This is a genomic window from Roseovarius aestuarii (assembly GCF_019966515.1).
Taxonomy (GTDB): Bacteria; Pseudomonadota; Alphaproteobacteria; order Rhodobacterales; family Rhodobacteraceae; genus Roseovarius; species Roseovarius aestuarii.
This window is the reverse complement of record NZ_JAIMIB010000028.1, coordinates 1-21705: the sequence shown is the minus strand read 5'-3', so window position 1 is coordinate 21705 and position 21705 is coordinate 1. Positions and strand designations below refer to the sequence as shown.

Genomic DNA, 21705 nt, shown 5'->3' with positions numbered 1-21705 from the left:
ACGCTTATCATGTAGATTTGGCGCGATGCTCTAGTCTGCGGTCAGCAGCGGTGGCTTCTTGCCGGAAATGCGCCGACGATCCGGGCCTTCGATTTTCAGGTCGATCTTTCCGGCCCGGACGCCCACCTTGACGATCCCGCCCTTGGCCAGCTTGCCAAACAGCAGCTCTTCGGCGAGGGGTTTCTTGATGTGCTCCTGAATGACCCGGCCCAGCGGTCGGGCACCCATCTTGTCGTCATAGCCTTTCTCGGCTAGCCACTCGGCGGCGGGCGTTGTCAATTCAATGGTGACATTGCGATCCATCAGTTGCGCCTCAAGCTGCAACACGAATTTCTCGACCACCTGCAGGATAACCTCTTTGCCCAGCGGCGCAAAAGAGATCACCGCGTCAAGACGATTGCGGAATTCCGGCGTAAACGTGCGTTCGATCGCGGCGGTATCTTCGCCTTCGCGGCGATCCCGGCCAAAGCCAATGGCGGATTTTGCCATCTCTGATGCGCCCGCGTTCGAGGTCATGATCAACACCACATTGCGGAAATCGACCGTTCGGCCGTTATGATCGGTCAGGCTGCCGTGATCCATGACCTGCAACAGGATATTGAAGACATCCGGATGCGCTTTTTCCAGCTCATCCAGCAGCAGCACACAATGCGGATGCTGATCGACACCGTCGGTCAGCAACCCGCCCTGATCAAAGCCGACATAGCCCGGAGGCGCCCCGATCAGACGGGAAACGGCGTGTTTCTCCATATATTCCGACATGTCGAAGCGTAGCAGTTCCACACCCAGCGTATCCGCCAGCTGCTTGGCCACCTCGGTCTTGCCCACACCGGTTGGCCCGGCGAAGAGATAGTTGCCGATGGGTTTTTCTGGCTCGCGCAGGCCCGCCCGCGCCAGCTTGATGGAGGAGCCGAGCGCTTCGATCGCCTTGTCCTGACCGAACACCACCCGCTTGAGCGACTTTTCCAGATCCTTGAGAACCTCGGCATCGTCCTTCGAGACGTTTTTGGGTGGGATGCGTGCGATCTTGGCGACGACCTCTTCGATCTCTTTGGTGCCGATATTCGTGCGCCGCTTGGATGCCTTCAGAAGGTGTTGCGCAGCCCCGGCCTCGTCGATCACGTCGATGGCTTTGTCTGGTAGTTTGCGGTCATTGATGTAGCGCGCTGAAAGCTCCACCGCCGATTTGATCGCATCGGCGGAATATTTGACGCTGTGATGCTCTTCGAAATAGGGTTTCAGCCCTTTGAGGATTTTTACCGTGTCCTCGATATTGGGTTCCACCACGTCGATCTTCTGGAACCGGCGGCTGAGCGCGCGATCCTTTTCGAAATGCTGGCGGAATTCCTTGAATGTGGTCGAGCCCATGCAACGCAGCTTGCCGCCCTGTAGTGCGGGCTTCAGCAGGTTCGATGCATCCATCGCCCCGCCCGATGTGGCACCTGCGCCGATCACGGTGTGAATCTCATCGATGAAAAGCACCGCATCGGGGTGGTCTTCAAGCTCGGTTACCACCGCTTTCAGACGCTCTTCAAAATCGCCGCGATAGCGGGTTCCCGCCAGCAGCGCGCCCATATCAAGTGAATAGATCGTCGTGTGCGAGAGAACCTCGGGGGTCTCACCCTGTACAACCTTGTGCGCGAGCCCTTCGGCGATGGCGGTCTTGCCAACCCCGGGATCACCGACCAGAAGCGGGTTGTTCTTGCGCCGACGGCACAGCACCTGAATGCAGCGTTCAACCTCGTGACTGCGGCCGATCAGCGGATCAACATCGCCTCGGCGGGATTTTTCGTTCAGATCGACACAGTATTTTGCCAGGGCAGATTCGCCCGCTTCAACGGCATCGGTCTCGCTTGCAGGCTGGGAATGATCTTGATCTTCGTCCGACGCGCCGGAGACCGGGCGTGTTTCGCCAAAGGCCGGATCTTTTGCGACGCCGTGGGCAATGAAATTAACCGCGTCGTAGCGGGTCATGTCTTGTGCTTGCAGGAAATACGCCGCGTTCGATTCGCGCTCGGCGAAAAGCGCGACCAACACGTTGGCGCCCGTCACCTCGGTTCTGCCCGATGACTGCACATGGATGGCAGCGCGCTGAATGACGCGTTGAAACGCGGCGGTTGGCACAGCCTCGGATCCGTCGATATCAGTCACGAGATTTGAAAGATCTTCGTCGATAAACTCAACCAGTGTCGTGCGCAAATCTTCGGTGTCAACACTACAGGCCTTGAGGACGCGCGCGGCGTCGGGTTCATCAATCAACGCGAGCAGCAGATGCTCCAACGTGGCAAATTCGTGTTGCCTCGCGTTGGCCAGGGCCAAAGCTGCGTGAATTGCCTGTTCCAGCGTATTCGAGAATGAAGGCACGTTGGGTGCTCCTTCTGATCTGGGTCCGGTTCTATGAACCTAACCATGGCCTCATAACATTAAAGTTTGGTCGATATCGTGGGCGCTTCAAGGCTTTTTTGGCGCAACACGGTCACTTTTCCTGACATTGTTGAGGATTCACACTGGTTTACAACGTCAGAAACAATCTTTGCGTGTGCGAATTTCTGCAAATACATCGGCGGGGTCTGCCCCTGTCATACCCAGATTGGCCTGAATATCGGGATCGGTGGCGCGCAGGAACGGATTGGTCGCCAGCTCTTCTGCGAGGGTTGAGGGGATTGTGGGTTGACCCTTGGCGCGGGCGGCATCCACTGCTTCTGCTCTGGATATAAGCGCGGGATTGCTCGGGTCAACACTCAGGGCGAATTTGGCGTTGGATTGCGTATACTCATGGCCGGAATATATGGCCGTCTCGGCGGGCAGGGCCGCTAGTTTTTGCAGGCTGGCCCACATCTGAGGTTTGGTGCCCTCGAACACCCGGCCACAGCCAAGTCCCATAAGGCTGTCGGCCGTAAAGGCGGCACGGCTTTCGGGAAAGTGAAAGGCGATATGGCCGATCGTGTGCCCTGAGACGTCCATCACATACCCGACCTGATCACCAATTGTGACAGTATCGCCTTCCGAGACGGTGATATCCAATGGTGGCAGACGGTGCGCATCGGCGGCAGCGCCAATCACCTGCGCCGGGGCTGTGGCCAGCAACTCGGCCAACCCATCGATATGATCACCGTGGTGATGAGTGATCAGGACATGGCTGAGGGTCCAATCCTTGTCGGCAAGCGCCCGCAGCAGCGGCCCGGCCTCGGGTACGTCCACGGCGGCGGTCTGACCGGTGGCGGGATCATGCGCAAGATAGGCATAATTGTCGCTAAGGCAGGGGATGGTCAGGATTTGCAACGTCATGGTGTTTTCCCTTTGGCAAGAAATTGTTAACGTCAGAGTGACGGATCACAGGCCGGGCCGCAATGCATCTTGATGTCCAGGATCTTCGCAATTTCTACTACCGCAGTGCCCTGGGCCGTGCGGCGCAGAAAACCGTACGCGCAGAACTGGCGCGAATCTGGCCTGAGGCGAAGGGGCAGACGGTGGTCGGATATGGCTTTGCCGTGCCCTTCCTGCGGTCCTATCTAACAGATGCAAGGCGCGTCGTTGCGCTGATGCCCGCGCCGCAGGGCGTGATCGGCTGGCCTTCGAACGGCCGGAACGTATCGGTGCTATGCGAAGAGACATGGTGGCCGCTGGAAACCGGACATGTGGACAAGCTGCTGATCATGCACGGGCTGGAGACCAGCGAACAGCCCGCCGCGTTGCTCAAGGAATGCTGGCGCGTGCTGGGGCCGGGGGGATCGGTGCTTTTTGTCGTGCCCAACCGGGCGGGCCTATGGTCGCGCAGCGACAAGACACCCTTTGGTTTCGGGCGCCCTTACAGCCAAGGACAATTGGAAAATCAGCTGAAATCGCATGATTTCATGCCGGTGGGTCATGCCACCGCCCTCTATCAGCCACCGTCGGAACGACGGTTCTGGCGCAAGACGGCGGGCATGTGGGAAAGCATGGGCGGTAAATTGTCGATGGTGATTGCTGGTGGTGTTCTGATGGTTGAAGCGACCAAACGCGTTCAGGCCTCAACCGGATCGGGACTGCGCGAAAAGGTTCGTAAACCGCTTGAGGTACTGCGCCCGAAACCTGAGGCAAAGCCGGTTTAACGACGCCCTTAGCCGAAGGTGATCATTGAGGGTACAATTATCCGGCAATGCCAGGCGATCCTGGCTCGGCAGCAGGGCGTTAGGTTGCCAGAATGTCTTTCGTGCAGGTCACCGCAGCGATCTCGCCCTCAAGCGTTGCCATGCTGACGGAATGGATCTGGTCGGCACTGTGAAAGATCCCATCGGGCCCGGTTATGCCATATGTCCAGACCGCGTCAGATGCATAGACAGGTTGAAACCCCAGATCCGCTGCGCTGCGGGTTGTCGATTCCACGCAATGATTGGCGGTTGCCCCGCACAGGACCACACGTTCGATGCCGGCATCCTGCAGTATCGTCTGCAAGGGCGTTCCGACAAACCCGCTGCTGCCGGATTTGATGACGACAGGTTCACCATCGACGGGGGCTGCAACAGGCTGCACCGCAGAACCGGGGGCATCGGGGTGAAAGGGATCATCCGGATCGGTGCCATGATGGTGGATATGCACCACATGATTGCCTGATGCTCGGAACTTCTTTAGCAGCGACGCAATGTTATCTTCCGCCTCCGGGCACGATCGCTCCGCGCCTGCGGCGTCTTCATTCGCCAATGCCATCTGGACGTCAATGACCAGTAATGCTGTTTTCATTTTGAACTGCTCCTATGCGTTTGCTTCAGCCCTGCGGCGGGCCAGTATGTTTTCCACGCGTTTGCCATATATGCGGATGTTGATGTCGTCATCAATCACGCGGCCCGGCTCTTCGTCATAGGTCAAGATGGCCGAGATGCGCGGGTGGTTGCCCTCGACTTTGGTCACACCGTGCAGCGAATATCCGCCGCGGAACAAGGTAAACGTGCCCGCGCCGCGCGAAAATGTCTGGGCTTCCGACATGTCTCCGGCCAGCAATCGGTCAACGGCTGCGTGATCTTCCGTCTCGTCGGTGCGCGAATTGGGCAAAAAGGTGAACTCGCCCCCCGACTCCGCCGCCTGCAGCAGAAGGGTCACCGTGCATTCGGTGGTGTCATAGTGCCACGCATGCCAGCTATCCGGATGCAGGGCTACGATATTTAGTGCCTGAAATTCATCCGCACATCGGTAGAGCTGTGCCTTGCGTTGAACACGGCGCACGAATTCTGTCAGGATGTCGGAGCGATAAAGCTGCTTGAGGGCCGTTTCACCGGGGATCTGATCATCGGCGAGCTGGTTGGCGATATGGGTAAATTCCATGCGGCGCGGGTCGTCTTTGGGCAGCGACGGGTCGATGGCGCCCTGATAGATGTTGCGTTTGACATGCAGGATCTCGGCTTTGGGCAGCAGATCATGGGCTTCGCCGTTCAGCCGGGTCAGTGCATCTGGACGAATGAAACCATCCAGATTGCACCATCCGTTTTGGTCCATGCTGTGCTGGCAATCCGACAGAAAATCAGCGCCCGGGCCGTGATCGAGATCGTCAATCGGATACCGATCCAGATCGACAAGATCCAGGGCGATATCACGCCGAGCTGTCATTGGGGTGCCGTTCATGATGTTACCTCCGACGTTGATTTGCCGCGTGTTCAGATGCGCAGCAGTGAGTCCTCAGCACTATGAGGGCTTTTCAAGGACATATAAAATGAAATAAAAATGCCCCATGAACATAATATTTTTATACCAAATATGCGCCACAATCTGAACCTGAACTGGCTTCGCAGTTTTGAGGCCGCCGCGCGGCTGCTCAGTTTCACCGGGGCCAGCCAGGAAATAGGGCTGACACAAACTGCCGTCAGCCTGCATATCAAGGCGCTGGAGGCGCAGCTGGGCGACAAGCTTTTCGTGCGTCGGCCCAAAAGCCTGCAACTGACCGATGTCGGCAAGGCCTATCTGCTTTCGGTGCGCGAGGCACTGGATACCATCGAGATGTCGACCACCGGATTATTCGGTCCCCGCCGCGCCAGCACCATCACAGTGCGGGCCTCAATGGCGTTCATCATCTGGCTGTCGCCAAGGCTGGGCGCGTTTCACCATGACCACCCCGAGGTCGGGGTCAAGCTCGTCACTTCGATCTGGAAGGGCCCGGCGGACCAGCAGCCGGTTGATGTCGATGTCATCCTCGCTCCACAAGACCTCGCCCGATCGGACCTTGATAGGTTGTCGGACGAATATATCGTGCCGGTCTGTGGCGCGCTTGATGCCGGAAACGTCACCGCGCCGCGTGATTTGCTGTTGCAAAAACCGATCCACATCCTTGGCTTCGACGATCATTGGGCAAGGTATCTCGCGGCCTATTCACTGACACCCGAGTTATCAGAGACACGCCTGATGACAGATACATCGGTTGCCGCGATGGAAATGGCCGCAGCCGGGCTTGGATGTGCGATGGTGATCGAAAGGTTTGCCGATCAGGCGGTAAAGTCAGGCCGCAATATATGCGTCGTGGGTGATCCGGTGGCGTTGGGGCAGTCACATTATCTTGTACGCGCTCAGGCGCAACGCAGCAGGCAGCCTGCCGTCGAAACTTTCGAAGCATGGCTGCGGCAGCAGTTCTGAGAAGGTCCCTGGCACGGATTGCGCGGGCACATGTGATTGGCGTGGCGCTTTGGTTATTGCAGATCAGAAAAGGCCTGCTGTAGCCGGTCGACCGCTTCCACGATCCGGGCGCGGGGGGTGCCGATGTTGAATCGCAGGAAGTTTTCGCCGCCCGTGCCGAAATCAGCACCGATGGAAGGCGCGATACGGGCGTCTTGCCGGACGCGACGGACGACCTCATCCATCTCCATGCCGGTATTGGTGAAGTCCATCCAGGTCAGATAGGTCGATTGCATCGGCATAGGCGTGACGCCGGGAATCTCGGCCATGCCGTCCAGAAAGATGCGCGCGTTTTCGGCCAGATAGGGTCTGAGCTGATCCAGCCAGACGGCACCGCTTTCGGAATAGGCGGCCTCGGTCAGCACCAACCCAAGCAGGTTGGGTTTTACATCGAGCGCGTTCAGCATCGCCGCGAAGCGGTTGCGCAGTTCTTCCCCTGGAATCGAGATTGTGCCGAGGCGACTGCCGGCGATGTTGAACGTCTTGGAGGCCGAGGTGAGCATCACCAGTCGCTCTGCAACCTCGGGTGCGGCAACGGGCAGGGGGGTGTAGGTCTGGCCCGGATAAGTCAGATCGTGGTGAATATCGTCCGACAGCAGGATCAGGTCGTGGCGGGCGCAGAATTCCACCAATGCGCGCATCTCGTCCGGCGTCCAGATCCGGCCCGCGGGATTGTGCGGAGAGCAGAAGATCAACAGGCTTTCGCGACCGGTCATCGACGCTTCCAGCGCCTCAAGGTCCATGTGGTAGACACCATCGCGAATGACCAGCGGGCTTTCCTTCAGACCCCGGCCCGATTTCCTGATCTTGGCGGTGAACTCGTGATAGACCGGAGTGAAGATGATCACTTCATCCTCGGGTTGGGTTAGGGCCTGCAGGCAGATACCGATGCCGTTGCCCAGACCAAAGGTCGAAAACATCGTGGCTGGGTCCACAGCCCAGCCGTGGCGGGTCTGCATCCACCAGGCGACCTGCTCTTTCATCCCGTCTTCACCGATGAAATAGCCGTAATTGGCCTTGTCGATCAGCCCTTGCGTGGCCTCCTGCAGGAAATCGGGTGCCTCGAAATCCATATCGGCGATCCACATCGCCAGTCCATCCTCGTCGGGAACGCCAATCGATCGCGCGCCCATCATGTCCCATTTGGTCGAGTTGGTGCCGCGGCGGTCGATGATCTTGTCGAAATTCATGGGGGGCTCCTCATTCAGCGACGCGCACGCTAGCGGATTGAGTTTTGAGCGCAAGGGGCGTTGCAGAACACCGGGTCTTGGCCTAAATCAAGCGCCATGAAGCTGCCGATACTCATCCATCCCGATCCACGCCTGAAAAAGGTCTGCGCCCCCGTCGATGATCTGTCGGACGAGCTGCGCACGCTGGCCGAGAACATGCTTGAAACCATGTATGACGCGCCGGGCATCGGGCTGGCGGCACCTCAGATCGGTGTGCTGAGTCGTCTCATCGTGCTCGATTGCGTCAAGGACGAGGAAGAGACACCGCGCCCGGTGGTGATGTTCAACCCCGAGGTCGTGGCATCGTCGGATGACAAAAACACCTATGAGGAAGGGTGCCTGTCGATCCCCGATCAGTTTGCCGAGGTGACACGGCCTAAGGTGGTCGATGTGCGCTGGATGGGGCTCGATGGAAACGAGCATTCCGAGACGTTCGACGGGCTCTGGGCCACCTGCGTCCAGCACGAGATCGACCATCTGAACGGCAAGCTCTTTATCGACTATCTGGGCGCGATGAAACGGCAGCTGATTACCCGCAGAATGCAGAAACTGAAGCGTGAAAAGGCGCGGGCTTGACTGTTCGCCCTTGCCTGCCGTGGCCCGATAGGCGGCTGCGAGAGCCTGCGGCCGAGGTGACGGAGATTACCGATGAGTCCCGCGCTATCTGGGATGACATGATCGACACGATGGAAGCGATGCCCGGCGTTGGCCTTGCCGCAGTGCAGATCGGGGTGATGCAGCGCCTTGCGGTGGTCGATGCCAGCGAGGCGCGCGGCGAGGCGGTGCGCATGGCCAATCCCGAGGTGCTGCATGCCAGCGCGCAGTTGCGGGAGCATACAGAAGCCAGCCCCAACCTGCCGGGCGTGTCGGCCACCATCAAGCGGCCCCGGGCGGTGACGGTGCGCTATCTGAATGCAGAGGGTGAGGTCGAGGAGCGCGACTTTGTCGGTCTCTGGGCGACCTCCGTGCAGCACCAGATCGACCATCTGGCCGGGCGGATGTATTTCGATCATCTGAGCAAGGTCAAACGCGACATGCTGCTGCGCAAGGCGCGGAAGGTCTAGACGATGCGGATCATTTTCATGGGCAGCCCCGATTTCTCGGTACCGGTGCTTGATGCGCTGGTTGAAGCGGGACACGAGATTGCCTGCGTCTATTGCCAGCCGCCGCGCCCTGCCGGGCGGGGCAAGAAAGATCGGCCCACGCCGGTGCAGGCGCGGGCCGAGGCGTTGGGCCTGGAGATACGTCACCCGATCAGCCTGAAGACGCCGTCGGAACAGGCGGCCTTTGCCGCGCTTGGAGCTGATGTGGCGGTGGTGGTGGCCTACGGGCTGATCCTGCCGCAAGCCGTGCTTGATGCGCCCGCGCGGGGGTGCCTGAACATACACGCCTCGCTTCTGCCGCGCTGGCGCGGGGCGGCGCCGATCCACCGCGCGATCATGGCCGGCGATGACAGCACGGGTGTCTGTATCATGCAGATGGAGGCGGGGCTGGATACCGGGCCTGTCCTGATGCGCCGGGCCGTGGATATCGGCGCAGAAGAGACCACCGGCGAATTGCATGATCGGTTGTCGAACCTTGGGGCGGGCGCAATTGTTGCGGCGCTGGCGCAGCTCGATGATCTGACACCAGAGCTGCAATCGGGTGAGGGCGTGAGCTATGCCGTCAAAATCGAAAAGGGCGAGACGCGGGTGGACTGGAGCTGGACCGCTGCTGAAGTGGACCGGCACATCCGGGGGCTTTCCCCGTTTCCCGGGGCCTGGACGGAGATTGCCGGGCAACGGGTAAAGCTTCTGGCGTCGGGGCTGGGGCAGGGCTGTGGCGCACCGGGGCAGGTGCTGGATGATCGGCTGAGTGTGGCCTGCGGACGTGGCGCGGTGCGGCTTTTGCGCTTGCAACGGGCAGGGAAGGCCGCGCAGGATGCGGAAGAGTTTCTGCGCGGGATGCCCCTGCCCAGAGGCACCAGGCTGTAGGAGAACGCCGATGTTTCCCGTCCTGATCGGTACCGTCGTGATTGCCGGCATCGTAGGTTATGTCAGCGAGAAAACCGGGTTCACCCGCAACGGATATCTGCAATCGATCATCATCTGCGTGGGCGGCGCATTTCTGTTTTATTTCGTGCGAATCATGTTTGGCATCCGGCTTGGGACGCCGGGGGTGGATGCGATCCTTTCTTCCATCGGAGCGCTGATCATCGTGCCGACCCATTGGCGCAAGCGGCGGTAGGGAGATCGCCCCCCTCAGGCGCCTCCCGCCCACCCTCCCCGGTGCCCTCGGGGGGCGATTTGGGCGTTACGCCTCTTGGAATGGCAATGCCGGGTGCCGGTGATATAAGCAGCCATGGCGCATAGAAAACAGCAGAAACCAGTCAAGGCCAGGATCGCCCGCGATCATCCGTTTTTCGACATCATCGAAGACGCCTATCGCGTATTTGGCTACGCAAAACCGACCAGTATCGGCGTCTGCGAAAACTGTTGCATGTACGCGGAAATCGAGGCCGATTTCTTTACGCCTTCTATCCGCGACCTGCCGTTGCACTATCTCCAGGACTGGTATTTTGCCGCCTATGACCCGTCAGGCGTTCCCAAAAGAACCTGGGGGTATCTGCTGCCCCGCGTACTGGAAGTGTTGGCGGCAGACGAAGAACTCGCACGCGTTGCGCTGGAAGTCAGCCTGAACAGGTTTCAGACCGGCAGTCGCGATAACTGGAGCGCCGCCGAATGGGAGGTGCTGGATCGGTTTCAGCGCACCTATCTGGAGCGTGAGATGCGACGCGAGAGCGGGTATCTGGACGACACGCTTTGCATGTTCGGGCTTGCCGGATGGCCATTGGGCGATTTGCTGGATCAGGTGTCAGCTTTCCCTGACGATGTGCTGGCGCGGCGTTTCTGGCATGACTGGTGTCTCGGTCGCCCTTCAATATGGATCACTGCCTTCTGGGAAAACGGCGGCAACACCGAAGTGTTCAACTTCTGCACGTCACGTGCCCTTTATGATCGGATGGAGGCGCTGGCGCTGTCGCCTGCAACCGATCCGGCGCTTGCCGAGAAAGCGCTGTCCGTGGCGTCAGTCATCCAATCACATGCAGCCTGGGCGAGAAGCCACAAGGGCTAGATGATAGAACGCTTTGGCTGGTTTCTTACTGTCGGGGCGGCCGGCTTTTGTAGACAGGTAATTGCCAGCCAAAAAGCAGCGATCCGGCCCGAAGGCCCCAGGTTGTCGCGGCGCAGGCAATCAGCACCGGCATGGTCAGGTGCGTCATCTGCATGACAGCAAGCCCTGCTAATGCGCCCCCAAGGGCAGCGGTGGCATAGAGTTCACCCTGTTTCAGCACCAGCGGCACCTCGTTGCAGACCACATCGCGCATCAGCCCGCCAAGGCACCCGGTGGCCACACCCATCAATACTATGATCGGCCCCGGTTGCAGCATCACCATCGCCGCGGCCATGCCGGCAGGAACAGCGACGGCCAGCGCGAAACTGTCCAGCCAGAGCAGCCAGCGATAGCGGCTTTCGACCTTGTGGGCGGTGAAATAGATAAAGACCGCGGCCCCAAGCGCGATGAAGATATAGGTCAGATTACCGACCCAGAAGACCGGGTTTCGATCCAGCAGCACGTCACGCACGGTGCCGCCGCCGACCGCGGTGATACAGGCCATGAAGGCAAAACCCACGATATCAAGCTGGGCCCGGCTGGCCACCAGCGCGCCGGTCAGGGCAAATATCAGCACAGAGGCATAATCAAGCAGAGTAAGGGCGGTCATTCGTCTGTCTTTGCTGGCTTTTTCGGTTTGAACGGTGCCATCCCGGCGCGAGCCAACTCGTCAGCGCGTTCGTTTTCAGGGTGGCCTGCATGGCCCTTGACCCATTCCCAACTAACGTCATGGCGGGCCTGCGCTGCGTCGAGCCGCTGCCACAGTTCCACATTCTTGACCGGCTTCTTGTTCGAGGTCTTCCAGCCATTGCGTTTCCAGCCGAAGATCCAGCCGGTGACACCGTTTTTCACGTAGGCCGAATCTGTCACGATGGTGATGGTGCTGGCACGCTCAAGGGTCTCAAGCGCGTGGATGGCGGCCAAAAGCTCCATCTTGTTATTGGTGGTCTCGGCCTCGCCGCCCTGCAACGCGCGCTCCTTGACGATCTGCTCGCCCTCCATGGCGCGCAGCAGCACACCCCAGCCACCGGGGCCGGGATTGCCCGAACAGGCCCCGTCTGTATAGGCGAAAAGCTCAGGCATGGGCGATGATCGTCACCCAATCGGCCCATTCACCATCAAGCCCCTTATCGCGGCCCGTGGTGCTGGAAAAGGGTGTCAGCCGCGCGTCCCGCAGCAACTGCTCCAGCTCCGGCCCGGTGTAATAGGTGTAGAGGCGGCCCAGGGCATCGCGCCGCTCGCCGGTGCCGGTTTTCATGCCGATATGGAACATCCCGCCGGTCTTGAGCATCTCGCGCAGGGTGCCCAGATAACGCGGCATGTCCCCGCGCGAGGCGTGCAGCAGGCTGAAATTGGCCCAGATGCCATCATAGAGATTGGTGCCTGTCAGGTCATCGAACGTGGCGGTCCAGGCGTTGACGCCCGGATGCTTGTCGGCCAGTTCGACCATCGCCGGGGTCGCGTCGGTGGCATCAACGCTCAGGCCCTCGCGTGCCATCCGGGCAGCGGCGAACCCGGGCCCGCAGCCCAGATCAAGCACATGGCTCCCCTTCGGCAACGCGCCGATGAAGGTGGTCAATGCCTTGTCCTCGGTGGCCTCGGTCGTGATCGCCGCATAGTCATCGGCCATATCGCCGTAGACCTTGAGGGTTTCGATATCACTGCTCATCCGGTTGCTCCGATCATCAGGCACACTAGCACAACAGCAGCCGGTAGAAGGCGCATTCACCGGGCCGTTGCCAGACCTGCAGTTACATATACACGCCTAGGCGTCAACAATTGCGGGGCTCCCAAGATCAGCGCCAAAAGGCCGCCGTTTCGAGGTTGGCAAATTCTCAGACTTTCTGAGGAGCGAGTTGCAGACCGCAGGCGGCGGAGGTCAGACAGAAAAACTCTGATGGCGGCTGTGAGCCCAATGTTTCGTATGCTGCAAGCTGGCTGAATGGCGGAATAGTGCGGGAAACGGACGCCGGTTTAATCTCTAGCCAGAAACCGTATCTCCTTCAGGTCACATCGAACTGTTGCATAACTTGGTCAGCCATACGACCATGAAATGAGTGTTATCTACTCAAGCTAAGTGGCCAGGGAATTGGGAACAGCAACTGCCGGAACCGTCTGCTATCCACTCTCATTTTCCGAAAAAGCGCTCAGAAGCCGAAACAATTCATTCTGCGAAGTTATATTTAGTTTCTTGTACAACGAGCGCCGATGAACCTTCACCGTATGTATTGAAATTCCAAGATTCAGGCCAATTGCCCGACTGGAATGCCCCTGAACGATCAGAGCTGCAACCTCGGCCTCTCGTAGTGATATTTCATTTCCGTGATGCTTGGATACGGCGCAGAATCTGTGCTCCAGAGACAACGCATCCGTTGAGAATGTCGGAGTTTGAGGCAGCAAGACAGATTTCAGCTTTGGTGCCAGCACCCGCGATAGCTGCTTGAACTTTGTGATTTCTCCCGACCTGTAACGCCGCTGTCCGGCATTGCGCCCTAAGGACAGGTGGACCGAAGAATTGTCGTCTATCTTTGCGACGAACCCAATTTCATCCACCATTTTTGTTGATCCATAATAGTTGGAAAAATACTCGCTGGTCTCAAATCGATCCGGCGCAATATCCCGCAATGGGTAGGCCGCCCAATCGTTTGTGCTCATGGAAATTTGAAAAAAGGGATCTAGCAGGTAACCCAGCAAATCATAGCGCCGGTCAAAGATATTGCGAAGCTGGTCATCGGGGATCCAACGAAACAGCACTGTTGGTCCTGAATTGCGAAAAAACAGCATTGCTACAACACTTTGCGCTGAAAAAGTAGCGCTACAGTAGGGGACAACGGCCTGTTCGTAGGCTTCCACATTCGCTGAAATCGCAATCGCGCTCAGAAAATCATACTCCGCGTTGTCACTCTCATTCTTTGCCATATCACTAATAACATAAATCGGGTTTTTGAGAAAACGATACCACGCTGGTGGTATTGTCAAGGTTTTCCAAAAATCGAACACTCGCTTTCGGAGGGGCCATGATTCACAAAAACTCGACTTGCAAGAGAACAACAGGACTTGTCGCATCGGAACTTTACTTCTGGCATGACACGATGAACTGGTGCGGCTTTTTCGAGCCGACGATGACATTGCAGCCAGGCGAACATTTTGAAAATCCTGAAACCAAGCGCAGGATGCAGAACCTGCTACAGGCAACGGGGTTATGGGATCACCTGCAATTGATGGCCCCCGACGCAGCAAGTAATGACGTGATTGGCTTGGTTCATCCTCAATCGCATATCGACCATCTGGCTGCGGTTTGCGCAAGTGGTGGTGGAGACACCGGTGCGCTGACCCCGGCAGGGCCCGCCAGCCTAGATATCGCGCGAATGGCGGTGGGTGGTGTGATTGTGGCGGTTGATGCGGTTATGGCCGGGGATGTGGACAACGCTTATGTTTTGTGTCGCCCGCCGGGGCACCATGCATTGCCGGAACTTGCCATGGGGTTTTGCCTTTTTGCCAACGCGGCCATTGGTATTAGACATGCACAGAAACAACATGGTGTCACTCGCGTGGCCACGGTGGATTGGGATGTGCATCACGGTAACGGAACCGAGGCGATATTTCTGGATGATCCATCGGTTCTGACGATTTCACTACATCAGACCAACCTATTCCCGCCAGACTCAGGCGGGACCGACGTGAAAGGTGCGGGCAATTCAAACCTCAATATTCCTCTCCCGCCGGGGTCAGGTTCGGGCGCGTATCGGGAAGCGTTTGAACGAGTTGTCATCCCCGCGCTTGAAACCTTTGAGCCTGAGCTGATCGTTATACCCTGCGGTTTTGACGCGTCGGCACTGGATCCGCTTGGCATTCAGATGCTGGCATCTGAGGATTTCAGGTGGATGACACGGCAAGTAATGGCTGTTGCTGACAAACACTGTTCGGGCCGTATCGTAGCGACGCACGAGGGTGGGTATTCCGCGACCTATGTTCCGTATTGCGGATTAGCGGTTGTTGAAGAGCTTTCCGGGGCGTCCAACCAATTTGAAGACCCGTTTCAGGACTTTGTCGAAAACTATGGCGGTCAGGCATTGAGCAACGATCAGGCCGCTGCGATCGAGCAAGCGCACAAAGCGTATTTTCCAAGATAACAAATCCAGGGAGGATGGAATGAGTAATCATTCGAAAAATAATCAAACACGGCGCGGTTTTCTAAAAGGTGCTGGCGTCACTGCCGGATCCGCCGCGATGTTATCCGGTCTCAACCAAAGTGCCCAGGCGCAATCATCGGATCCGGTCGTGATCGGATGCCCGGCACCGCTGACCGGCATTGTCGCCGCTGACGGGATCGAGTTTCAACGCGGTCTTGAAATGGCGCGCGATGAGATCAATGAGATGGGGGGCATTCTGGGCCGCCCGGTTGAGGTTGTCACGGTCGATACGGAAAGCAAGGGTGATGATGTGGTCATACAGGCCGCACAACGCCTGATCGACAAGGATAACGCCAGTGCGATCATCACGGGCTACAACCTTGAGACGGGCACGGCTTTGCATGATGTGGTCGCGGATGCAGGAGTGATTGCGATGCACTCGAACACTGTCGCCGTTCATGACGAATTGGTAAAATCCGATCCGGACAGGTTTTGGGGAACGATCCAGTATGATCCACCTGAAACAATGTATGGCGAAGGTTTTCTGAAATTCATCAAAGATCTTGAAGATAACGGTGAATTCAAGCGCCCGAACAACAAGATTGCGATTGTGACCGGGCCAGGCACCTATTCCATCAATATTGCCAATGCGATGAACGGCGGGGCCGCTGCGTTCGGCTACGAAGTGTCGCTCTTTGAGACGGTGAAAGTACCGGTCACTGATTGGGGGCCTACGTTGGCCAAACTACGGGCTGACCCGCCTGCGATCATCGCGATTACGCATTTCTACACGCAAGATCAGGCGCAGTTCATGAATCAATTCATGACAGATCCGACCGACAGTCTTGTCTATCTGCAATATGGTGCGTCTCTGGCGGCGTTCCGCGACATTGCTGGCGATAATTCAGTCGGTTCGATCTACGCCACCGTTATCGGTGCGTTGCAGGATGAGATTGGCACCGGTTTTGCGGATGCCTACAAGGGTCGTTTCGGCGACAATGCCTCTCCCAATGGTGGCGGTCAGACATATCAGGCGCTTCATGCCTATGCTCTGGCCGCTGCTTTGGCAGGGGGGGCCGGTGCGCCTTATGAAGAAGATCAGAATCGCGTGGTCGCAGATCGCCTGAAATCGCTGATCTACCGCGGCCCGATGGGAACCATGCGAATCCGGCCCGACACATTGTCGGCCTACAGCTATCCGACGGAAACCAACGATCCATCGCTGGGTATGCCGCATATCTTCAGTCAGGTTCACGACAAGGCAAAAGACGGTGTTCTCATCGCGCCGTCGCCCTATGAGCGTGGCAATTTCCAACTGCCGCCCTGGATGAAGAGCTGAGGGTCTGGTGGTTACTGACACCACTACAATTCTGGAGTGCCGGGGCGTTGTAAAACGCTTCGGCGCGCTGGCCGCCGTGGATGGCGTTGATTTCACTGTCCAGCGCGGTGAAGTTGTTGGTGTTGGCGGCCCGAACGGGGCCGGCAAGACCACTTTTTTTGATCTGATCAGCGGGCTGACCCCAACCACCGAAGGGGCCATCAAGCTTCTTGGCCAAGACATTACCGGCACCGCCCCGCACAAGTTATGCCATTTGGGGATGGCACGGACATTCCAGTTAAATTCTGGGTTTGATCATATGAGCGTTTTTGAGAACGTGCTGGTAGCCCGCGCATTTGGCCGCCGCAGCTCTGGCGGCTTGGTTCTGACCAAGCAGCAGGACAAGGAAATGGCAAGGGCATTGCTGTCCGAGATCGGGCTGGACGACATTGCCGCCGAAAAAGTGGCGGGGATCCCGATCCTTGCCCGCAAGAAACTGATGGTCGCGACAGCCTTGATGAACGAGCCTGAAATTTTGTTGTTGGATGAACCTGTTGGTGGACTGACCCCACCGGAGATCGACGAATTCATCGATCTCATGCTCTCATTGAAGTCTCGTGGCATGACCCTTGTTTTTATCGAACACGTGATGCGGTTCCTGACCACTGTGGCCGATCGGGCCGTGATGATGCATCAGGGCAAAGTTATCTACGATGGCGCGCCAGACGGACTGGCATCGGACAAAACCGTGTCCGAGGTGTACCTGGGAAGTTCCGGTTTGGGAGATGCAGCGTGAGCGCTGTTCTGTCTTGTAGCGGTCTGGTTTCGGGCTATCTGAACCGTCCTGTGCTGCATGGCGTGTCGCTCGACATCCCGCAGCAAGGTGTTATGGCCCTGATCGGCCCAAACGGGCACGGCAAAACCACGCTACTACGTACGCTGTCGGGATTTTTGACGCTGCGTGCTGGGCACATATCCCTCAACGGGACTGACATAAACCGCGCGTCGGTACACGCCCGTGTCGAGTCTGGTCTGATCCATGTGCCACAAGGCGATCAATTGTTCACCGAAATGACCGTCGAAGAAAACCTGTTGATGGGTGCCTACCTGTGCGTCGACGGGGCCGAGGTTTCAAACCGACTGAACGAGGTGTTCGCCTTGTTCCCCAAACTTAAAGACCGTCGCAACCAGATGGCTTCGGGATTGTCAGGAGGTGAGCGCAGGATGGTCGGGATCGGGCGCGGCCTGATGGCAGACGCCAAGCTTTTGATGCTGGACGAGCCTTCGTTAGGGTTGGCCCCTTTGGTAATCGAACAGATCTACGAGGCTTTGGGCCACCTTCGGCAAAGCGGGATGGCGTTTTTGGTGGTCGAAGAAAACCCAAGCCGCCTGCTCAGCTTTGCTGACAGTCTGTGCCTGATGGATGCCGGTCACATCGTCTGGCGCGGCACTGCGGAAGAGGCGAAAAGCTCCGGCGATATCCTCAAGACCTATCTGGGAGGGCAGTAAGACATGGATGTAGTTATCCAGATAGTAATTACCGGGCTGACGCTGGGATCAATGTATGCGCTGGCTTCGGTGGGGTTGTCGCTGATTTACGGAACGTTGGGCATGTTCAATATGGCTCACGGCTTGTTCATGACGCTGGGGGCATACGTGGCCTATTCGGTCGCGGTGGCGTTTGGCATTCCACTGGTTCTTGGCATTGTCGTCGCTATGGCAGCCGGAGCGCTGATCGGCATTATCACCCATCTTGTCATGGTCCGGTTCATGTTGGGAACCGCCGATTTCGGCACCAATGTTCTGGTTGCCACCGCTGGCCTGGGCATTTTGATCGAGGATCTGCTGCTGAAGGTTTATGGCGGCTATCCTTATCCGCAACCTCTGGCCGTCGAAGGGTTCACGCGGATCGGAAGGGTTACTGTGACCTATCAGGCGGTGATCATCTTTGCGGTTGCACTGATCCTGATCCTGGGCGTGGCGTGGTTGTTGCTGAAAACCCGGTTTGGTCGGGCGATCCGTGCCACAGCCCTGAACCGCGAGGCCGCGATGCTGATGGGGGTGAAGGCCGATACCGTTTTCCTGCAGGTCATGGCGCTTGCAGGCATGCTGGCAGGGGTGGCGGGGCTGATGATTTCAACGCAGGCCACCCTGTCGCCACAGATGGGGGGTGATCCGCTGCTCAAGGCGTTCGTCATCTGCGTTGTGGCGGGATTGGGCAATGTCTGGGGGGCCGGTCTGTGTGCCTTTGGTCTGGCACTGCTGGAAGCCGCAATAGGGTTCTACATCGGCGTCCGATTTGGATTCCCTGCCATGTTGATTCTGGTGATCCTCGTGCTGATATGGCGTCCTCAGGGGCTGTTTGGCAGTGAAAAGGTGGTGCGCCTGTGACCCAGCTGGATGATCTGACACGCCACCTTCTGATTGGTGTACTGGTGATAGCAACCTTTGCTGTCTTGCCTGTATTCATCACTCAGCGATATTTGCTGGGCGAGGTGATCGTCTTTTTCATCTGGGCGATGGTGGCGATGAACTGGAACCTGTTGATGGGCCATGCAGGCGTGTTTTCGCTGGCTCAGATGCTGTTCTTTGCCGTCGGAGCCTACGGAATGGCCATGGGGGTCACCTTCACCGGCATGTCCGTTTGGGTGGCCATTCCGATAGCGGCAGTATCTTCAGCCTTACTTGCCTTGATTATCGGAATGGCCTGCTTGCGCTTGACAGGGGCGTATGTGGCGCTTTTGACCTATGCCATCGCCGAGATGATCCATGTGCTGATCATCACAGATACCGAATGTTTCACACTGGTGCGCAACAACTGCCAGCAGCTTTTTGGGGGATCAACCGGGTTTTCCCGCTTTGACGATTTCGGGTTCCGACCTTTGTTGAAAAAGCACTGGATCCTGGGAAACTATTATACGGTCCTTGCTGCGTTTGGTCTGACCATCTTTGGTGTGATCGTTATCATTCACGGCCGCCTTGGCTTGGCCTTTCGTGCGATCCGTGACAATGTCGGCTATGCCAGCAGCCGCGGTATTGACCGCAAGAAATATCAGGTTGTGGCTTTTGCATTATCGGCCTTGCTGACAGGTCTGGCTGGCGGGGTCTATGCCGCACATTACCGGTTTGCCGGTCCCAGCCTGTTTGAGTTTTCCACCCTGATGTTCATCCTCGCCATGGTGGTCGTTGGTGGGCTTGGGTCCACCTGGGGGCCGCTTATCGGCACCGGCATCATGATGATCGTGGTTGAATTTTCCAAAGAAATGGGAGACGCCCGCAATTTGGTTCTGGGTCTCGCCTTGATCATCTTTGTTGTCGTCATGCCCAAAGGGTTGGTTCATCTGGCAAGTAACGCTTGGCGAAAAGTAAGCCATGACCGGCAGGAGACGAAAGCTGACTCATGACCACCGCCGAAACTATCATCCTGAACGGGCGGGTTTTGACCATGGTGCCAGAGGTGCCACGGGCTTCGGCCTTGGCGATGGCGAATGGAAAGATCTTGGCGGTTGGCTCGGATGCCGACATCCGCGTGTTTGCCACTCCCCAAACCCGCGTGATTGACGCAGGCGGGCGCAGCGTCTTGCCGGGATTTATCGACAGCCATGTCCACCTGTTTCAAGGCTCGGCGGAATTGGATTTCCTGCCAGTCGGAGGGCTAACGCAGCTTGAGCAGGTGCGCCCGAAAGCGCTGGCTTACGCCAGTGCCCGCCCGGATGAGCCTTTGATTCAAGGGGTTGGCGCATTTTACGACTTGTTTTGCTCAGCCACCGAAGCACCACGGCTGATGCTGGACAAGATTATCTCTGACCGGCCCTTTGCCCTGTTGGCCGCTGATCTACACACTGTTTGGGCCAATACCGCCGCATTGAAGCAACGCGGAATGCTCAATGGGGCAGAAATGCCCGAGGGCAGCACCGTTGTTATGGGCGATGATGGCTTTGCCACCGGAACGTTGCTCGAAACCGGCGCCTTTGGACCGGTACTTGCATTGTCGCGGACCGGTGGCAGGGACATGCTTGGCTATGTGACCGGAAGCGACCCTGAACCACCGGCGACCGCAGCCGAGCGCGAGGCAGACAAAGCGATGCTGCTGAAAGGTCTCGATCACGTTGCCGCGCACGGAATTACCACGCTTCACAATATGGATGGGAATATTTATCAGCTCGAACTTCTAAGTGAACTTGAAACCGAAGATCGCTTGAAAGCACGGGTTCAGGTTCCTTTCCATCTCAAGAATTTCGACCCCTTGGAGCGTATTGAAGAAGCCGCAGACATGCACCGCCAGTATCAAAGCGATATGGTCTGGTCTGGTCGGGTCAAGATGTTCATGGACGGCGTTCTGGAAAGCAGAACCGGGTTGAAAATCCGCGCCTATCCGGACGATCCTGACAATCATGGTGAGGCCGTATTTGACCCATCCCATTTCAACGAAGCTTGCCGCCAGATCGATGCACTCGGCCTGCAAATAAGCGTTCATGCCGTGGGCGACATGGCCGTGCAACTTGTGTTGGATGGCTACGAATGCGCCCAAACGGCAAATGGCAAACGTGATGCACGCCACCGTGTGGAGCATATTGAATTGATCACTGAGGCCGACATAGCACGGATGAAACGGCTTGACGCGGTCGCATCTATGCAGCCCCGGCACGCTGCCTTTGCGGGTTTTTTTGAGCCACCTAAACCTGACACGGTGTTTTTTGCCGATGAATGCGCCCGTGCTTATCCATGGGAAATGCTCCGACGGGCAGGGATCCCATTGGCGTTCTCCACTGACTGGCCTGTCGTTCCGATTGACGTGCTGGCCAATATTCAATGCGCGGTTACGCCGCGCAATCTCGGCGTTGACTGGCCTGATCAAAGCCAATCGCTTTTGAATTCACTGAAGGCCTATACTGCAACCAATGCCTGGATGGCGTTCAAAGAGAACCACACCGGGAGTTTGAGGGCGGGATTAGCCGCAGATGTCGTCATCCTTGATGCCGACATAGAGCAATCTGCGCCGCACTCCGTTGAGGCTGTTTCAATCGCCATGACATTCTGCGCAGGAGAGGTAACATCTGAACTACGTAGCCTTTAAAGAAACTGACGGAAATGCGGATATCCAATGGTCATTTTTTCAATAAGCAGTCGTTGTCACAGTTGCAGCGAAAGTCTGAAAAGTCTAAGATTTTTTGATGCGGGCCAAGGTGTTAGGGTTGTGCGGGGCGGGATGGCCCGCGTTGACAAATCTGACAAG

23 protein-coding genes are annotated in these 21705 nt (G+C 57.6%); 14 read left to right on the top strand and 9 right to left on the bottom strand.

What is annotated here, in order from left to right; all coding sequences use genetic code 11:
* Positions 1 to 30: 30 nt before the first annotated feature.
* The gene (gene clpA, locus LC334_RS21320; protein ID WP_085802422.1) at positions 31 to 2364 is read right to left on the bottom strand and encodes an ATP-dependent Clp protease ATP-binding subunit ClpA; all 2334 of its coding nucleotides are present in this window, start codon (positions 2362 to 2364) and stop codon (positions 31 to 33) included.
* 156 nt (positions 2365 to 2520) lie between these two features.
* Positions 2521 to 3288 carry a hydroxyacylglutathione hydrolase gene (gene gloB, locus LC334_RS21315; RefSeq protein WP_085802423.1) on the bottom strand — a complete coding sequence of 256 codons (768 nt, stop codon included), beginning with the start codon at positions 3286 to 3288 and terminating at the stop codon, positions 2521 to 2523.
* A gap of 62 nt (positions 3289 to 3350) precedes the next feature.
* Between gloB and LC334_RS21310 the strand changes: the two genes are divergently transcribed.
* Positions 3351 to 4091: a class I SAM-dependent methyltransferase gene (locus LC334_RS21310; protein ID WP_085802424.1), complete on the top strand. Its 741-nt coding sequence runs from the start codon at positions 3351 to 3353 to the stop codon at positions 4089 to 4091.
* A gap of 79 nt (positions 4092 to 4170) precedes the next feature.
* Here the strand turns inward: LC334_RS21310 and LC334_RS21305 are convergent, their stop codons facing one another.
* Together LC334_RS21305 and LC334_RS21300 are read right to left on the bottom strand one after the other, a co-directional pair.
* Entirely contained in the window at positions 4171 to 4719 is a 549-nt protein-coding gene (locus LC334_RS21305; RefSeq protein ID WP_085802425.1) for an isochorismatase family protein, read from the bottom strand.
* 12 nt (positions 4720 to 4731) lie between these two features.
* The gene (locus LC334_RS21300) at positions 4732 to 5595 is read right to left on the bottom strand and encodes a HalD/BesD family halogenase (RefSeq protein WP_223413115.1); all 864 of its coding nucleotides are present in this window, start codon (positions 5593 to 5595) and stop codon (positions 4732 to 4734) included.
* Positions 5596 to 5727: 132 nt separating this feature from the next.
* Between LC334_RS21300 and LC334_RS21295 the strand changes: the two genes are divergently transcribed.
* Complete coding sequence (locus LC334_RS21295) at positions 5728 to 6597, top strand: LysR family transcriptional regulator (RefSeq protein ID WP_223413114.1); 870 nt, start codon at positions 5728 to 5730, stop codon at positions 6595 to 6597.
* A gap of 53 nt (positions 6598 to 6650) precedes the next feature.
* Here LC334_RS21295 and LC334_RS21290 read toward each other — a convergent pair whose 3' ends face one another.
* The gene (locus LC334_RS21290) at positions 6651 to 7826 is read right to left on the bottom strand and encodes a MalY/PatB family protein (protein ID WP_085802427.1); all 1176 of its coding nucleotides are present in this window, start codon (positions 7824 to 7826) and stop codon (positions 6651 to 6653) included.
* Positions 7827 to 7922: 96 nt separating this feature from the next.
* Here LC334_RS21290 and def (LC334_RS21285) point away from each other — a divergent pair, with 96 nt between their 5' ends.
* The 5 genes from def (LC334_RS21285) (at position 7923) to LC334_RS21265 (ending at position 10979) form a co-directional block, all read left to right on the top strand.
* Positions 7923 to 8441: a peptide deformylase gene (def, locus tag LC334_RS21285; RefSeq protein WP_085802428.1), complete on the top strand. Its 519-nt coding sequence runs from the start codon at positions 7923 to 7925 to the stop codon at positions 8439 to 8441.
* The gene (gene def / locus LC334_RS21280) at positions 8438 to 8929 is read left to right on the top strand and encodes a peptide deformylase (RefSeq protein WP_085802429.1); all 492 of its coding nucleotides are present in this window, start codon (positions 8438 to 8440) and stop codon (positions 8927 to 8929) included. The genes def (LC334_RS21285) and def (LC334_RS21280) overlap by 4 nt, the downstream gene beginning before the upstream one ends.
* Before the next feature lie 3 nt (positions 8930 to 8932).
* Positions 8933 to 9838, top strand: a complete 906-nt coding sequence (gene fmt / locus LC334_RS21275; protein ID WP_085802430.1) for a methionyl-tRNA formyltransferase — start codon at positions 8933 to 8935, stop codon at positions 9836 to 9838.
* A gap of 10 nt (positions 9839 to 9848) precedes the next feature.
* Positions 9849 to 10091 (top strand): hypothetical protein, encoded by a 243-nt coding sequence (locus tag LC334_RS21270; RefSeq protein ID WP_085802431.1) that lies wholly within the window; start codon positions 9849 to 9851, stop codon positions 10089 to 10091.
* A 114-nt stretch (positions 10092 to 10205) separates the two neighbouring features.
* A complete protein-coding gene (locus LC334_RS21265; protein WP_085802432.1) occupies positions 10206 to 10979 on the top strand; it encodes a hypothetical protein in 774 nt (257 codons plus the stop codon).
* Between the two features lie 25 nt (positions 10980 to 11004).
* Here LC334_RS21265 and LC334_RS21260 read toward each other — a convergent pair whose 3' ends face one another.
* The 4 genes from LC334_RS21260 to LC334_RS21245 form a co-directional block, all read right to left on the bottom strand.
* Positions 11005 to 11628, bottom strand: coding sequence for a trimeric intracellular cation channel family protein (locus LC334_RS21260; RefSeq protein WP_085802433.1), 624 nt, complete (start codon positions 11626 to 11628; stop codon positions 11005 to 11007).
* Positions 11625 to 12101, bottom strand: coding sequence for a ribonuclease HI (gene rnhA, locus LC334_RS21255; protein WP_085802434.1), 477 nt, complete (start codon positions 12099 to 12101; stop codon positions 11625 to 11627). Before rnhA ends, LC334_RS21260 begins: the two co-directional genes overlap by 4 nt.
* The gene (locus LC334_RS21250) at positions 12094 to 12687 is read right to left on the bottom strand and encodes a class I SAM-dependent DNA methyltransferase (protein WP_085802435.1); all 594 of its coding nucleotides are present in this window, start codon (positions 12685 to 12687) and stop codon (positions 12094 to 12096) included. The genes rnhA and LC334_RS21250 overlap by 8 nt, the downstream gene beginning before the upstream one ends.
* 449 nt (positions 12688 to 13136) lie before the next feature.
* Positions 13137 to 13937, bottom strand: a complete 801-nt coding sequence (locus tag LC334_RS21245; protein ID WP_223413113.1) for a helix-turn-helix domain-containing protein — start codon at positions 13935 to 13937, stop codon at positions 13137 to 13139.
* A 98-nt stretch (positions 13938 to 14035) separates the two neighbouring features.
* Between LC334_RS21245 and LC334_RS21240 the strand changes: the two genes are divergently transcribed.
* The 7 genes from LC334_RS21240 to LC334_RS21210 are packed head-to-tail and all read left to right on the top strand — an operon-like array spanning position 14036 to position 21546.
* The gene (locus LC334_RS21240) at positions 14036 to 15151 is read left to right on the top strand and encodes a class II histone deacetylase (protein WP_085802436.1); all 1116 of its coding nucleotides are present in this window, start codon (positions 14036 to 14038) and stop codon (positions 15149 to 15151) included.
* 19 nt (positions 15152 to 15170) lie between these two features.
* Complete coding sequence (locus LC334_RS21235) at positions 15171 to 16490, top strand: ABC transporter substrate-binding protein (protein WP_085802437.1); 1320 nt, start codon at positions 15171 to 15173, stop codon at positions 16488 to 16490.
* Between the two features lie 7 nt (positions 16491 to 16497).
* Positions 16498 to 17265, top strand: coding sequence for an ABC transporter ATP-binding protein (locus tag LC334_RS21230; RefSeq protein WP_085802438.1), 768 nt, complete (start codon positions 16498 to 16500; stop codon positions 17263 to 17265).
* A complete protein-coding gene (locus LC334_RS21225) occupies positions 17262 to 17978 on the top strand; it encodes an ABC transporter ATP-binding protein (protein WP_085802439.1) in 717 nt (238 codons plus the stop codon). Before LC334_RS21230 ends, LC334_RS21225 begins: the two co-directional genes overlap by 4 nt.
* Positions 17979 to 17981: 3 nt before the next feature.
* Positions 17982 to 18860 (top strand): branched-chain amino acid ABC transporter permease, encoded by an 879-nt coding sequence (locus tag LC334_RS21220; protein ID WP_085802440.1) that lies wholly within the window; start codon positions 17982 to 17984, stop codon positions 18858 to 18860.
* The gene (locus tag LC334_RS21215; protein ID WP_085802441.1) at positions 18857 to 19873 is read left to right on the top strand and encodes a branched-chain amino acid ABC transporter permease; all 1017 of its coding nucleotides are present in this window, start codon (positions 18857 to 18859) and stop codon (positions 19871 to 19873) included. Before LC334_RS21220 ends, LC334_RS21215 begins: the two co-directional genes overlap by 4 nt.
* Positions 19870 to 21546, top strand: a complete 1677-nt coding sequence (locus LC334_RS21210; protein ID WP_085802442.1) for an amidohydrolase — start codon at positions 19870 to 19872, stop codon at positions 21544 to 21546. The genes LC334_RS21215 and LC334_RS21210 overlap by 4 nt, the downstream gene beginning before the upstream one ends.
* The last annotated feature ends 159 nt before the right edge of the window (positions 21547 to 21705 follow it).

Bases quoted from the DNA above. Each gene is read 5' to 3' on its own strand.
- gloB (WP_085802423.1), bottom strand. From the start codon at position 3,288: ATGACGTTGCAAATCCTGACCATCCCCTGCCTTAGCGACAATTATGCC.
- LC334_RS21310 (WP_085802424.1), top strand. From the start codon at position 3,351: ATGCATCTTGATGTCCAGGATCTTCGCAATTTCTACTACCGCAGTGCC.
- LC334_RS21305 (WP_085802425.1), bottom strand. From the start codon at position 4,719: ATGAAAACAGCATTACTGGTCATTGACGTCCAGATGGCATTGGCGAAT.
- LC334_RS21300 (WP_223413115.1), bottom strand. From the start codon at position 5,595: ATGAACGGCACCCCAATGACAGCTCGGCGTGATATCGCCCTGGATCTT.
- LC334_RS21295 (WP_223413114.1), top strand. From the start codon at position 5,728: ATGCGCCACAATCTGAACCTGAACTGGCTTCGCAGTTTTGAGGCCGCC.
- LC334_RS21290 (WP_085802427.1), bottom strand. From the start codon at position 7,826: ATGAATTTCGACAAGATCATCGACCGCCGCGGCACCAACTCGACCAAA.
- def (WP_085802428.1), top strand. From the start codon at position 7,923: ATGAAGCTGCCGATACTCATCCATCCCGATCCACGCCTGAAAAAGGTC.
- fmt (WP_085802430.1), top strand. From the start codon at position 8,933: ATGCGGATCATTTTCATGGGCAGCCCCGATTTCTCGGTACCGGTGCTT.
- LC334_RS21270 (WP_085802431.1), top strand. From the start codon at position 9,849: ATGTTTCCCGTCCTGATCGGTACCGTCGTGATTGCCGGCATCGTAGGT.
- LC334_RS21265 (WP_085802432.1), top strand. From the start codon at position 10,206: ATGGCGCATAGAAAACAGCAGAAACCAGTCAAGGCCAGGATCGCCCGC.
- LC334_RS21260 (WP_085802433.1), bottom strand. From the start codon at position 11,628: ATGACCGCCCTTACTCTGCTTGATTATGCCTCTGTGCTGATATTTGCC.
- rnhA (WP_085802434.1), bottom strand. From the start codon at position 12,101: ATGCCTGAGCTTTTCGCCTATACAGACGGGGCCTGTTCGGGCAATCCC.
- LC334_RS21250 (WP_085802435.1), bottom strand. From the start codon at position 12,687: ATGAGCAGTGATATCGAAACCCTCAAGGTCTACGGCGATATGGCCGAT.
- LC334_RS21245 (WP_223413113.1), bottom strand. From the start codon at position 13,937: ATGGCAAAGAATGAGAGTGACAACGCGGAGTATGATTTTCTGAGCGCG.
- LC334_RS21240 (WP_085802436.1), top strand. From the start codon at position 14,036: ATGATTCACAAAAACTCGACTTGCAAGAGAACAACAGGACTTGTCGCA.
- LC334_RS21235 (WP_085802437.1), top strand. From the start codon at position 15,171: ATGAGTAATCATTCGAAAAATAATCAAACACGGCGCGGTTTTCTAAAA.
- LC334_RS21220 (WP_085802440.1), top strand. From the start codon at position 17,982: ATGGATGTAGTTATCCAGATAGTAATTACCGGGCTGACGCTGGGATCA.
- LC334_RS21210 (WP_085802442.1), top strand. From the start codon at position 19,870: ATGACCACCGCCGAAACTATCATCCTGAACGGGCGGGTTTTGACCATG.